Source organism: Exiguobacterium sp. SH4S7, from assembly GCF_004336795.1.
GTDB classification, from domain to species: domain Bacteria; phylum Bacillota; class Bacilli; order Exiguobacteriales; family Exiguobacteriaceae; genus Exiguobacterium; species Exiguobacterium aurantiacum_A.
On sequence record NZ_SJUT01000005.1, the window covers coordinates 72,882 to 86,412 of the forward strand.

14 protein-coding genes are annotated in these 13,531 nt (G+C 51.1%); 3 read left to right on the forward strand and 11 right to left on the reverse strand.

The genetic code is table 11. The features are described 5' to 3' along the window. Window positions 1–51: 51 nt before the first annotated feature. On the reverse strand, window positions 52–2,298 hold the full coding sequence (pflB, locus tag EVJ29_RS10500) for a formate C-acetyltransferase (RefSeq protein ID WP_131490640.1): 2,247 nt from the start codon (window positions 2,296–2,298) through the stop codon (window positions 52–54). A 360-nt stretch (window positions 2,299–2,658) separates the two neighbouring features. Here pflB and EVJ29_RS10505 point away from each other — a divergent pair, with 360 nt between their 5' ends. From EVJ29_RS10505 to EVJ29_RS10515, 3 genes are read left to right on the forward strand one after another with little or no spacing between them, the layout of a single operon-like run. Beyond that, window positions 2,659–3,081, forward strand: coding sequence for a hypothetical protein (locus EVJ29_RS10505; RefSeq protein ID WP_070328907.1), 423 nt, complete (start codon window positions 2,659–2,661; stop codon window positions 3,079–3,081). Between the two features lie 54 nt (window positions 3,082–3,135). Continuing rightward, window positions 3,136–4,302, forward strand: a complete 1,167-nt coding sequence (locus tag EVJ29_RS10510; RefSeq protein WP_070328906.1) for a DEAD/DEAH box helicase — start codon at window positions 3,136–3,138, stop codon at window positions 4,300–4,302. After that, on the forward strand, window positions 4,299–4,940 hold the full coding sequence (locus tag EVJ29_RS10515; RefSeq protein WP_070328905.1) for a hypothetical protein: 642 nt from the start codon (window positions 4,299–4,301) through the stop codon (window positions 4,938–4,940). Before EVJ29_RS10510 ends, EVJ29_RS10515 begins: the two co-directional genes overlap by 4 nt. A gap of 29 nt (window positions 4,941–4,969) precedes the next feature. Here the strand turns inward: EVJ29_RS10515 and EVJ29_RS10520 are convergent, their stop codons facing one another. The 10 genes from EVJ29_RS10520 to EVJ29_RS10565 form a co-directional block, all read right to left on the reverse strand. Further along, on the reverse strand, window positions 4,970–6,061 hold the full coding sequence (locus EVJ29_RS10520; RefSeq protein WP_131465691.1) for a hypothetical protein: 1,092 nt from the start codon (window positions 6,059–6,061) through the stop codon (window positions 4,970–4,972). Between the two features lie 9 nt (window positions 6,062–6,070). Beyond that, on the reverse strand, window positions 6,071–6,877 hold the full coding sequence (locus tag EVJ29_RS10525) for a hypothetical protein (RefSeq protein WP_131465693.1): 807 nt from the start codon (window positions 6,875–6,877) through the stop codon (window positions 6,071–6,073). Next, window positions 6,874–7,554 carry an ATP-binding cassette domain-containing protein gene (locus EVJ29_RS10530; RefSeq protein ID WP_131441121.1) on the reverse strand — a complete coding sequence of 227 codons (681 nt, stop codon included), beginning with the start codon at window positions 7,552–7,554 and terminating at the stop codon, window positions 6,874–6,876. The genes EVJ29_RS10525 and EVJ29_RS10530 overlap by 4 nt, the downstream gene beginning before the upstream one ends. Further along, on the reverse strand, window positions 7,532–7,924 hold the full coding sequence (locus EVJ29_RS10535) for a GntR family transcriptional regulator (protein WP_070328901.1): 393 nt from the start codon (window positions 7,922–7,924) through the stop codon (window positions 7,532–7,534). The genes EVJ29_RS10530 and EVJ29_RS10535 overlap by 23 nt, the downstream gene beginning before the upstream one ends. 135 nt (window positions 7,925–8,059) lie before the next feature. Further along, the gene (locus EVJ29_RS10540) at window positions 8,060–8,668 is read right to left on the reverse strand and encodes a kinase (protein ID WP_131505089.1); all 609 of its coding nucleotides are present in this window, start codon (window positions 8,666–8,668) and stop codon (window positions 8,060–8,062) included. 48 nt (window positions 8,669–8,716) lie between these two features. Beyond that, a complete protein-coding gene (locus EVJ29_RS10545; protein ID WP_070328899.1) occupies window positions 8,717–10,402 on the reverse strand; it encodes a b(o/a)3-type cytochrome-c oxidase subunit 1 in 1,686 nt (561 codons plus the stop codon). Beyond that, window positions 10,403–10,873 (reverse strand): cytochrome c oxidase subunit II, encoded by a 471-nt coding sequence (locus EVJ29_RS10550; RefSeq protein ID WP_070328898.1) that lies wholly within the window; start codon window positions 10,871–10,873, stop codon window positions 10,403–10,405. A 21-nt stretch (window positions 10,874–10,894) separates the two neighbouring features. Beyond that, the gene (locus EVJ29_RS10555) at window positions 10,895–11,014 is read right to left on the reverse strand and encodes a cytochrome c oxidase subunit 2A (protein WP_233589685.1); all 120 of its coding nucleotides are present in this window, start codon (window positions 11,012–11,014) and stop codon (window positions 10,895–10,897) included. A 184-nt stretch (window positions 11,015–11,198) separates the two neighbouring features. After that, complete coding sequence (locus tag EVJ29_RS10560) at window positions 11,199–11,909, reverse strand: Crp/Fnr family transcriptional regulator (RefSeq protein WP_070328897.1); 711 nt, start codon at window positions 11,907–11,909, stop codon at window positions 11,199–11,201. A gap of 185 nt (window positions 11,910–12,094) precedes the next feature. Next, entirely contained in the window at window positions 12,095–13,480 is a 1,386-nt protein-coding gene (locus tag EVJ29_RS10565; RefSeq protein ID WP_131443906.1) for an aldehyde dehydrogenase, read from the reverse strand. Between the last annotated feature and the right edge of the window lie 51 nt (window positions 13,481–13,531).

Here is a 13,531-nt window from a genome sequence, read left to right on the forward strand (position 1 = left end):
TGACCTCCTAACGAATGAGCGGCCTTCAAGCGAAGGCCGCCAAGCCTTTACTTACAATGAACCGTGGAACGTCCGGTTGATGACGTCGATCTGTTGCTCGCGTGTCAACTTGATGAAGTTGACGGCGTAACCTGATACGCGGATCGTGAGCTGCGGATACTCTTCTGGATGTTCCATGGCGTCGAGCAACGTCTCACGGTTGAAGACGTTGACGTTCAAGTGGTGACCTTTGTGCTCGCCACCCATATAGCCGTCAAGAAGTGCCGCCAAGTTAAGTTCACGTGCGACGTCTTCTTTACCGAGTGCTTTCGGTACGATCGAGAACGTGTATGAGATACCGTCTTGCGCGTGTTCGAACGGAAGTTTAGCGACTGACGAGAGCGACGCTGCCGCTCCTTTCGTATCGCGGCCGTGCATCGGGTTCGCACCCGGTGCGAACGGCTCACCAGCACGACGGCCGTCCGGTGTATTACCTGTTTTCTTGCCGTAGACGACGTTCGACGTGATCGTCAAGACCGATTGCGTATGAAGCGCGTCGCGATACGTTTTGTGTTTCCGGACTTTTTCCATGAACAATTCTACGAGTTCGACAGCAATCGCGTCGACACGGTCATCGTTGTTTCCGAATTTCGGGAAGTCGCCTTCTGTTTCAAAGTCGACAGCGATGCCGAATTCATTCCGGACCGGTTTGACCGTCGCATATTTGATTGCTGACAAGCTGTCCGCCGTCACCGAAAGGCCAGCGATACCACAAGCCATCGTCCGTAAGATTTCAGGGTCGTGGAGCGCCATTTCAATCCGTTCGTACGCATATTTATCATGCATGAAGTGAATGACGTTGAGTGTGTTGACGTAAAGCTCCGCGAGCCAGTCGAGCGTCCGGTCGAAGTCAGCGTACACTTTGTCGTACGTGAGGACGTCTTCTGTGTTCATGTCCCAAGCCGGAGCGATTTGTTCGCCGCTCTTCTCATCGCGTCCACCGTTCATGCTGTAGAGGAGTGCTTTCGCCATATTGGCACGGGCACCGAAGAACTGCATCTGTTTGCCGATTTTCATCGGTGACACACAGCAGGCGATGCCGTAATCGTCACCAAACTCTGGAAGCATGAGGTCGTCGTTCTCGTATTGGATCGCCGACGTCTCAATTGACATCTTCGCGCAATATTGTTTGAATCCTTCCGGTAATTTCGTCGACCAAAGCACCGTCAAGTTCGGTTCTGGTGCCGGGCCGAGGTTTGTGAGCGAGTGAAGGAAACGGAACGAGCTCTTCGTGACGTTCGAACGGCCATCCTCACTCATCCCACCGATTGATTCCGTGACCCACGTTGGATCTCCAGAGAACAATTCGTTATAGTCAGGCGTCCGCAAGAATTTGACGATGCGGAGTTTCATGATGAAGTGATCGACGATTTCTTGGACGTCTGACTCTGTCAAACGGCCTGCCGCCATGTCACGCTCAGCGTACACGTCAAGGAATGTCGATACGCGTCCGAGAGACATCGCCGCACCGTTTTGTTCTTTGACAGCTGCAAGGTAAGCGAGATATACCCATTGATAGGCTTCTTGCGTCGTTTCAGCCGGGCGACCGAGGTCGAATCCGTAAGCAGCGCCGAGTTGTTTCAATTCTTGAAGGGCACGAAGCTGTTCAGACATCTCTTCCCGCGTCCGAATGTCTGCTTCCGAGAGGAAACCGCCATTGTTCGCCAAATCTTTTTTACGCTCGGCAATCAAGAAATCTAAACCGTACAAGGCAACGCGACGGTAGTCACCGATGATCCGGCCACGTCCGTATGCGTCTGGGAGACCTGTGATGATCCCTGACTTACGTGCCGCCCGCATCTCTGGTGTGTAGGCATCGAAAACACCTTGGTTGTGTGTTTTACGAATGTCTGAATAGATTTTTGTGATTTCAGGATTTGGTTCGAAGCCGTATGACTCGAGCGCGGCGTCGACCATGCGAATGCCGCCGTTCGGATGAATCGAGCGTTTGAACGGTTCGTCCGTTTGGACACCGACGACTTTTTCAAGGTCTTTATTTAAGTACCCAGGTCCGTGTGAGATGATTGTCGACGGCGTGTTTTGATCGACATCCCAAACGCCCCCGCGTTCCCGTTCTTCTTTCGTCAATTCCATCACTTGTCCCCAAAGACGATTCGTCGCCTCTGTCGGTCCGACTAAGAAACGGTCATCCCCTGTATACTCGTGGCGGTTCAAGCGGATAAATTCACCGACATTCACTTCGTTCGTCCACTGTCCAGGAACAAATCCTGACCAGGCTGATTTAATTTCAGTTGCCATTATGGTCACTCCTCATAGTTGAGATAACTGCCTGATTCCTTATAATATGAGTGTACGTGAAAACGTGAACAATATGTTTTACATTCTTGTGAAAGTTGTAACAATCTCATGAACATTGGTGTTACGCCGTTTTTGTAAGCGCTATTTTATCTGTTATAGTAGTTTTTCAACTTACATAGAAACAGACGAATCCCTATTCGTTCACGTTCTTGTGAATTCTGTATTATCTTTAAGTAGTTGTGAAAAATCATACAGTTTTTGTAGTGACTTAACTCACAGGTTCGGGATAGAACTTGAATTTTTGCCTTATATCGAGCACAATGGAAGCAGAACATTGTAGAAGAGGAAGGGGTTCTTCCCATGACGTATGAACCATTAACAGCCGAGCATAACTTAAAAGCCGGTGACCGCATCTCCCTTAAAGTCGAAGAGGCTGGAGACAAGCGCGACGGATTTATCACAGAATTTGAAGAAAAAGGCTTTTGGATTCGCTTTGATGACGATATCGAGAATGAGGATTTCATCGATTTCCGTGACCATTTAATGGTCGCACTCGTGTCGCGCCCAATCGACGTCGCGACGACGTATCCAGAACTAAACGCCTATGCAAAATTGCTTAAGGAATTGGAATACCGCGTGTATCAAGGCTTCACGGTCGAAGGTGTCGAAGCCTCGCCTGAGCACATCGACGTGCACATCAAACTCGTCGAGGACGGGCAAGTGTACACACAGACACTCCGTTCATCGATTGACCAAGACACTGAACATGTTCGCTATATTTGAACCAGGGAGCGCTTATGCTTCCTTTGTTTTTGCCCAACGATAAGGAGAACTGATATGAACTTTACAAAACCATTCATTAACGAAGCCTGGGAACGCCTTGGCTTTAACGAACCGATGCCGGTCCAAGCGGAAGCGTTCCCGCCCCTTTTAGAAGGAAAAGACGTCACAATCGAAGCACCAACAGGGACAGGTAAGACACTCGCTTATCTTTTACCCGCTATTGAAAAAATCGATGCCTCGAACGACCGGATCCAAGTCGTCATCGTCGCACCGACGCGCGAACTCGTCATGCAGATCCAAACGGTGGCGCAACGTTTCACCGAAAAAGGTGACGTCCGGATTGCCTCGTTCATCGGCGGCGTCGAACTGAAGCGCCAAATCGATCGCTTGAAGAAAAAACCGCATTTGATCGTCGGGACACCAGGACGTCTCGTTGAATTGATCGAGAAGAAAAAACTTAAACTGCACGAAACGCATACGATCGTGCTCGATGAAGCCGATCAAATCATCGACAGCGGATTGACGGAAGCGGCTGAGCGCATCATCAACCATACGGCGCACGAGCATCAAATCTCACTCGTTTCGGCGACGTTGACGGATACGCTCCAAGCCTGGGCTGCCCCGTTCTTGAAAGAACCGGTTCACGTGAAGGTCGAACGGACTGTCAGTGCTCAAGTGACGTACGGCTATATGTTGACGACACGTCGCTATAAGCCAGAATTGCTTCGTCGCCTATCACACGTCGACGGTGTCAAAGTGCTCGCCTTCATCAACAACCGCTCGTTCTTACCGCCGCTCAAAGGTGAGCTCGATAAGATGAAAGTGAACTACCGTATGCTCGATAGCTTGAAAGGGAAACGTGCCCGCGTCGAGACGCTCCGCGAATTCCGTAAAGGCGAATATCCGCTCCTCATCACGACGGGTCTCGCAGCGCGCGGACTCGACATCGATGAAGTGACGCACGTCGTCCATTTCGATTTACCTGAATCGACCGATGACTTCATCCACCGCTCAGGACGGACCGCTCGCGGTAGCGCGGCCGGGACGGTCCTGTCGATCGTGACACCGGAAGATTTGACGCACTTGAAATCGTTCGCCCGCCAGCTCGGTGTCGAATTGAAAGAGCTTGAGATTTACCGTGGCGAAGTCATCGAGAAACGGATCGAAGACAAACCGCCGGTCGTCAAACGTCCTGCAGACAAGCGAGGACCACGGCGATGAAAAAAGACCGGAAAGTAATTCCCTTCCCTTTGCTCGTCGAAGAGTCCGAATTGCTGGCCGAACTGAAAAAGTTATACGAGCAAGCGGCACTCGCACGCAGCACGCAGTGGACGAACTATATCCAAGAGATCGCTTCGGAAGGCACGTGGCACTTGAAAGACGCCGAACTGTTCCGCGATTTGTTCATCGATTGGGCCGTCTTCTTTGAGACGGATGAGGACGGGATGACACCGCACGGCCGCTATTTGGCGGACCACAAAGCTGACATGTCACCTGCTCTCTATCATGCCTTGCGCGGTCTCGCCGTCCCCCGGTGCTCTGTGTTTGAAGTGACCGAAGACGGCTTACGTGATTGGGAGACGAAAGAGACGTACAAGGTAATGCTACCGGAAGTACGCGAACCAGGCGACGTCATGCTCGGCAAGCTGCTCGACATCCGTGGCAGCTGGCGCTTCGGGTCGGCCTTCCTCGCACTTCCAGCGAAGATGGCTGGCAACGTAGCAGATCTGTACATCGACTTCATGGATGAGGTCGGTCCAGGTGCGTTCCTCGATCAATTCCCTGAGTTTTGCGCGGAACTGATCGATATGTTGCTTGATTTAGAAGAAGGGGTCATCATCCCGAAACCAACGAAATAACCGAGAGGCAGCCGCCTCTCGGTTATTTTTTATCTCACATAAAATTGGGCGCCATCGAGCAATAACTTCGCTTCCTCGTTCGTCGCGTTCACCGCGGCGCTCGAGACTTCTTTCCCGTCCTCGTATACGTCGATGACGGCTCCGTCTTTCGTCGGACGGACGTGGTACAGTTGGTTTCCGACATAGGTAGTTGTGCCAACTGAACCATCGATGACTTGGCGTGTCGACGGTTTTCCTGTCATCAAATCGACGACGATTTCGGATCCGTCTAGTTGCACCGCCATCAACTCGTTATCATGTACGGTCAAGTTTGACTCTTCGGCTTTTGAAGCGAGTTGGACGACTTTATTCGTTTCGATGTCATAAGCGAACAGTCCTGGACGATTTGTTTCGGTAGAATGGGTCTCCCCGTTCTCTGTGAAGGATTCATACGCCCCAACTCGAACTGGGATAAACCGATTACCGGTCGAGATCGGCATCATATTGCGGTCATAAAACCAAGACGTCCCGAGCACTTCGGAAACGAAGTCGTTGTCGAGATCGAGATCTTTGATCGTTATCTCGTTTGTTCCTTCCTTAAGCACGGCAAGTTTTGTTTTTGATTCCGCCTCATAACCACTGCGGAAAATTAAATGAACGTCCCCGTCGTGAACGAACAGACCAGCCCACGAGCCCTCCATCACATCGGCCGGCGCCTTAAACGTCTCACTCGTCACAGTCTCACCATCCGTAGACTTGAATAAGACAATTTCCTGATTTCCGTTTTGTCCGAGGCCGACATATCCTTCATCCGTGCGAATCGATTGGGCAAAGTTCAATTCTTTCATCTGGCGATAGAAGCCGCGCAACGAAGGATCGAGTGTGTCTCGATAATGAATCGCTTCTTCGATATAGTTCATATTCGTCGCGATCCGACTACGTTCTGTCGTCACTTCGAATCGTTCACTCGTCTCGTTCTCCGTCTCATAAAACACATCGATCGTCTGGTCGGCCCATACATCAGGATTCGTTTTGACAGTTAACTCCCACTCCGCTTCCGTCTTGTTCATGTCGATGACGAACGTCCCGAGTCCGAGGACGATTACCGCACCGAGCGCAGCCACATTCCATATTCGTTTCATATACTCACCTCACACACTTAGTTTCTTCGTCAAGTAGCGACGACTGATCCAAACCAACCCGATAAACCAAGCCGCCAAACCGATCCCGGCGACGAGCAACGATTCATCCATAAAGAGCCCGTTTCCGATGAAGCCGAAACCGATGGCCGGAAGCACAATGATGGCTCCCAATGAAACAGTGGCAATCACCGGCGCCCACATCGTCCGTTGCCATAGACTCCGTTCCACCAACACGAACGTGAAAATGAATAAAACAACGAGCCCAATCAACGCTTGGTGAATGATGAAATTCACGATTGACATCGGATACATGACAGACAGCATGCCATCATAAGAGACAGCCTGCTCGAACGAGCCACGTATCGGTACCATCTGCGAATCGAACCAACCCGTGAACGCTATGTACTGGAGCTTGAGCGCGATCCATTGGACGGCAAACAAACCGAGAATCATCAACAGCATCGTTGCGAATTTTGCCCCGAAGACGAGCATCCGTTGTTGCGGCATCATCAATAAGCGCATCATGAACATGCCGCGTCCTTGGAAATCGCGATACCAAATCCAAAAGCTATAAAGTAGCATCGCCGCAATCGCCAATCCAATCGACAAAATATATGCCGTCCCGCCGATATAGTTTCCAAACGATAATACATAATCAGGTGTCCCAGTGCGACGCAGTTTTTCATACATATTCGTCTCGCTCCATAAGAAGAAGCCGAGCCAAGCAAATTGGGTGACGACGAGAAGCGTGATCAAGATGAGATACGGTTTCGTCGCCCGCTCGACTTCCCATCCGAGTAGTCTTAACAAATTCATGCCCCATACTCCTCTCTCATGACGTCGACGATCGATTTCCCGTGAATGAAGCGGACGTCCTCGACGTCGAATTCACGGACGATCCGTCCTCGGTTCAACATGACGGCCTTGTCGACCAAATACTCGATGTCGTCAATCTCGTGCGTCGTGATCAAGACACCGCGGTCTTCCATGATGTCACTCGAAAACAGCTCGACGATTTGCTCTTTTGAAAACACATCGATACCTGAGAACGGTTCGTCGAGCAGCAAGTAGTCCGGGTCTTGGGCGATGCCGAGCGCCAAATTGACCTTGGCGAGCGTCCCTTTCGACAGTTCACTCAACTTGTCTTCTGGAAACAGTTTGAACTCGTCGACGAGTCTAGCGAACAACTTCGTGTCGAACTTCGGATAAAAATCGCGCATGAACGCTTCGCACTGCTCGATCGAAAAGTGGATCGGAAACGTCGAATGGTCCGGTACGAACGCGACGTTGTTCAAATCGATCGGCTTGCCGTCAATCAAAACGTTGCCTTGGTCAAACGGGGTCAGCCCCATGATGCCTTTTAAAATCGTCGACTTGCCGGTCCCGTTCAGACCGATGAGGCATGTGATCTCGCCTTTGTTGGCCGTGAACGACACATCTTCGATGACTTGTTTTTTGCGGTAACGCTTCTTAACTCCCAGTACCTCGATCATCGAGATTCCCCTCCCCGTATTGCCGTTTGATTTTGCTGACGAGCTCGTCCATCGTGACGTCGAGCTCTTGAATCGATTCGACGAAGACAGCGACCGCCTCATCGACGAGTTCGGTCCGAATTCGTTTTAATACGTGGTCGTCCGTCGTCACCCGACTTGGACGATTGCGTTCGGTCGTGATCAATTGCTGTTCCTCCATTTCCTTGAACGCCTTTTGGACGGTGTTCGGATTGATTTTCAGTTCGGTCGCGAGCTCTCGCCGCGACGGCATCTCTTCGCCCGCCTTCAACTCGCCTAGCGCCATCTTCTTTTTGAAGTAGTCGACGACTTGGATGTAGACGGGAGACCTCGTGTTAAATTGAATGATCATGTTGTCACCTCTCTAAGTGTATGATGCGACTAATACACTATCTGACTGTATTATTACCGTAATACACTTGACTGTCAATAATAATTTCCCAAAACAATCCAAAACAAAAGACGCATCCTCATTGATTAGGATGCGTCAGTTTGATGAGCGGACGATATAGTCGGCTCGTATCACTGGATTGACCGTCTTGATGTAGTTCGCTTCACCCGGCCAGTAGCGGCGCTCATATTTGGCGAGCCGTGCCGCTAAATCGCCGATATACGTATCGCGATTTAGCACACGCTCGTAACGCGTCTCGCGTGGACAGTCAAGATAAACGATGTAGTCGAAATACGACCGCCACTCGTCCCGCAATAAGAAGATGCCTTCAATCAACACGAGCGCATTCGGAGCCACATCGATCGTCCGCATGACAATCGCGTCCTCGTCTCGCTCGTAGTATGGCAACGTCAGACGCGTCTCACCTCGGGACAACGGCTCGAACAACATCTTCACGAGCAGATCGACGTCCCATTGGAGCGCATAGTATTCCACCGCCTCAGGCTGCCCCGTCTCATAGCGCCGATGCCGTTCGACGATGAAGTCATCAATATGTAGAAGCAGTTCGTTCGGCGCGATACCACTCAATTGTTCGACGAGCGTCGTCTTCCCGGCCCCGCTCAAGCCGTCGATCGCGACGATGAACGGCCGGTCGTGGACACGGTTAGCGTATGCTTCACGAATCACTTCCTGTAACGTCTCCATACGTTCTCCCCCAAATCAAAAAAGTCAGCTCTAGAGGCTGACTTCAGTTTACCAGAGCACCCAACCTTTCGCTCCCGGAGGCGCGCTTTCAATCAAGTGCCAAATCGGAACCGTGTAGGCGAATGCGATCAAGACGAACGTGACCGTGATCCAGAGCTTCCAGTTCTCAAAGAACCGTGGCGTCTCCATTGCCGCCTCTTCCGTTTCTGCGAGTGGGAACTCTTCCTCACCTTTTGGTGCGAGGAATGACAAGTTGAACATCGAATATACGAAGATGAGCACCGAGACGAGAAGGATCGTCCCGCCGATTGCCATCGCCATATGGTACGGGATCCATTCACGCGTCAACGCGTCTGAGAAATACGTCGCCGGACCGGTCCGACGCGGGTTACCTTGAAGGCCTGAGATGTGCATCGCATACGACATGATCGACATCCCGAACGCCCACGTCCCCGTCTGAATCAAACCGAGACGGTTCATTGATTTCGTGAGTGTACGTCCGCGTAGTACCGGTACGAGCCAATAGGCAGTTCCAAAGAACGTCAAGGCGACGGCCGTTCCGACCGTGATATGGAAGTGACCGGTGACCCAAAGCGTGTTGTGGACCATCGCGTTCAATTGGTGCGACGCGTTGATGATACCGCCGGCACCAGCCGGAATGAAGAACAACATCCCGACGAACGGGGCGAGGAAACGCACATCGCCGTACGGCATCTTTTTGACCCAACCGAACAGACCGCGTGCTCCGAGAGCGCGTCCCCGCAGCTCGAACGTCGCGAACAGCGAGAACGCCGTCATGAACGACGGAATGACGACGAGGAACGTCAAGATGACTTGGACGAACTTCCAAAACGGATCAATCCCCGGCTCTGTCAACTGGTGGTGGAAACCGACCGGGAACGAGAACAAGAGGAATAACAAGAACGCCATCCGCGCGAGCGCGTCCGAGAAGATCTTCCCACCGATGACTTTCGGCACGACCGTATACCAGACGATATAGGCCGGCATGAGCCAGAAGTAAACGAGCGGGTGACCGAAGTACCAGAACAACGTCCGGCTCAGTTCAATCCCGACCGTGTCTTTCCATCCGAGCGAGAGCGGGAGCAGTTGGAACAAAATCGTCCCGGCAACACCGAGTGTCGCGATGACCCATAGCAACATCGTCATGATACTCATGTACGCTGGGAGTGGCGGATGGACGCCAGGGTGTTCCCGTTTATAGTCCGCATACATGCGGAACATCGCGAACGCCGAGAACCATGTACCGACGACGAAGAGAACGAGACCGACATAGAAGATCGGGTCGGCCATGAGCGGAGCGTAGAACGTGTAAAGTACAGTCGCTTTATTGGCGAGCACCATGATCGTCACGAGTACCGCCCCGGCGATGATCATCCAAAAACCGAGCCAAGCGACACGTGTCGGGAACGATTCAAACCGTCCGAACGACTTGGCGAGCAGCGCGTAAAGTAAGCCGATGATAAACATCGTCGTAAAGACGAGACCAAGCATGATACCGTGGGCCGTCAACAATTGATAGTAACCGAATACTTCCGGAATGATTCCTGTACGGATGAGCGTCTGCATGAGTCCCGCGATCGCTCCAATCAAGACGGCGAGTACCGAGACGACAACGTGGGCATAGGCGAGGCGCGCTTCTTTCACACCGATGCTCGGCACCGGCACACCGCGCTCCATTTCCCACTGTTTCAGTTTTGAGGCTACGTCGTTCATTTAGTCCACCACCTTAATTTTTGTCGCCATCATGTGATGGCCCGTCCCGCAATATTCGTTACAGAGAATTAAAAATTCGCCTGTTTCTTCAAACGTATACGTGAGCGAGTTGATATGCCCCGGCACGACCATCATGTTGACCGGTGTCCCCGTCAACTGGAAACCGTGGACGACGTCCGGTGACGTGACGAGAAACGTCACTTTCGCACCTTTCGGGATTTCAACGTTACCCGGTGTGAACGTGAACGCCTGCGCGACCATGACGAGTTCATACTCGTTATCACCAATTTTATTAAGTCCAGGTTTATCGAACGGCGCCGTCTGATGCACTTTCGCCGGGTCGATCAAATCAGCGTCCGATGCGGGCTGGTTGCCGGCCGCAAACGCCGAAATGCCGAGCACTGTCAAAAACACGCCTAATAGAACGATGCCAAAGATCAACCAATATTTTTCAAGCTTATGAATATGCATGTTTGTTTTCTCCTTTTGACGTTATCGTGTAACAAATAAATAAAAGACCGACGACCACATGGCGATGATGACACCCGCGACGATCATGACCGATGTAAACGTGCCTTTCAGATTCGGTTCTTGTCCACCGTTCTTATCCACGTGAAGGACCCCTTTCGCTATAATTTCCTCTTTCATTGTATGAAATTCACCCCGACTTAATATGTGACTTTTATCACTTCAAAAGTGACAATCACATCAATTTTGCGTAGTTTCCACACATAAAATTCACAATTAGCCAAATCAAGACGACAAAAAAACCGCCTCTCTAAGAGACGGTTCCTCGTTATAATCGGCAAATCCCGGCCGGACAGCCTTCGCAATGGCACAGCTCTTTTAAGAAATCGATATCATGCAAGACGATCGAGTTTCCCGTCGTTGTCAGGACGCCTTCTTTTCGCCACTGGTTCATCATCCGGTTGACGGTCTCACGCGGTGCCCCGATCAGTTGACCGAGCTCCCCATCGGAAGGATGTCGTGAGATGACGACCGCGTCATCTTCCTCCACACCGTGCATGGCCGCCATCCGAAGCAACGTCGATGCGAGCGCTCCCGGCTTTCCGTACAATAGCAAATCACGCAGTTTCATCTCTGAATGTTTACGCATCATCGACGTCCAGCGCAACACGTCACCGGCAAATTTGGCGTCTTGCTGCATGATAGTCTCGATGTCTTTCTTTGAAATAACGCCAATGACACTTTCTTCCGTCGTCTCGATGCTGTAAGAACTCGGGAACGTGTCGACGATATCAAACTCACCAAAAAAATCGTCGGCGCCATATAAGAACATGACGATTGGATTCCCTTTTTTCGTGATCTTCGTGAATTTGACAGATCCGCTCTTCAAATAAAAGAATTTATCACACTTCTCACCTTCCCAACAGACGATGCTAGCCTTCGGGTAGTCTTGAGGTGTCATCATTTCGAGCAATAACTGTTTCGTCTCCGCTGAAAAGATAAAGCTGTTCGGTTCGGTCGTCCCACATTTCGTAGACATATTCGTCTGCTCCCTCCACAATTCATTCGTGCCTGGAATGTCTCGTACGTTTCATTTATGGCTTTATTATACAGTAGCGTGAGCACCCTGATCACAAAAGTATGTGACATTTCAAACAATCTTCTATTTTTCAATTCGTTCTCATAAAAAAAAGACTGTAGAAAGTCTACAGTCTCAGATCAGTCTCAGCGATAGACGAGACGGATCAGCTTCTCCGCACCTTTAAAGTTTGGATAACGAATCGGCACATCAAATTTTGTCGTGTTGCGTAATATTGATTTGGCATGGCTGAACGCCTCAAAGCTATAGCGTCCGTGATAAGCCCCCATCCCACTCTCCCCGACACCGCCAAATGGCAAGTTCGGGTTCGTCAAATGCATGAGGACATCGTTGACACAACCGCCGCCGAATGTCAGATGCTTGAGCACCGTCTGTTCGACAGCTTTCGTTTCCGTGAACAAATAGAGCGCGAGCGGATGCGGACGGTCGGACACAAACTCGATCGCCTCATCGAGTTGACGATACGTCAGCACCGGCAAAATCGGTCCGAAAATCTCGTCTTTCATGACAGCAGCCCCATCATGAATATCCGTCATGACGGTCGGGGCGATTTTCAAACTTTCCCGCTCCGTCGCTCCCCCGAAGAAGACGTCCCCTTGACTCAAATAACTCGTCAACCGATCAAAATGAGACTCGCTGACGATCCGGGTGAACCGTTCTGTCCCGATTCCGTTCCCAAACATCAGGAACGCTTCCCGCTTGATTGCTTCAAGAAACGCATCACGTTTCGACTCGTGGACGAGCACGTAGTCCGGGGCGACACATGTCTGCCCGGCGTTCATCCATTTCCCCCACGCAATCCGTTTCGCCGCAATGTTAATATTGGCATCTTCATGGACGATGGCCGGTGACTTCCCACCTAGTTCGAGCGTGACCGGCGTCAATTGCTTGGCCGCAGCCTCCATGACGATTTTTCCGACTTGGGTCGAACCGGTAAAGAAGATATGATCCCATTTTTGCGCGAGCAAAGCTTGAGCGACGTCTTTATCCCCTTCGATACTGACGACGTAACGATCGGTGAACGCCCGTTCGAGCACTTTCGTCATTACTTGGGCCACGTTCGGCGTCAATTCCGACGGTTTCACGACAGCCGTGTTCCCGGCCGCGATTGCTCCGATGAGCGGTGCGATCGCCAATTGGAACGGATAATTCCAAGGCGCGATAATGAGAACGGTGCCGTACGGTTCATACATGACTTCACTTTTTGTCCCGAGGTGGATCGCTGCACCGCGGACACGTTTCGGGCGCATCCAACGCTTCAACTCTCGATTCGTCCGACTGATCTCGTCGTAAATAAAGCCGATCTCCGTCGTGAACGCATCGAGCTCTGATTTATTTAAATCTGTTTTTAACGCTTCAATAATTTCCGTTTCATGATGTTTGATCGATTCTTTCAAAAACGTCAACATACTGAGACGGAATGCGAGCGATTTGGTCGCTTGCGTCTTAAAGAAACGACGTTGCTTACTGATGAGCTCTTCGATCGTCAACTGTTCGATTGGTGCGAGCATAAATCTGCCTCCCTTTGAGTGATAACGCTGTCTTTATCTTATCACTATCCA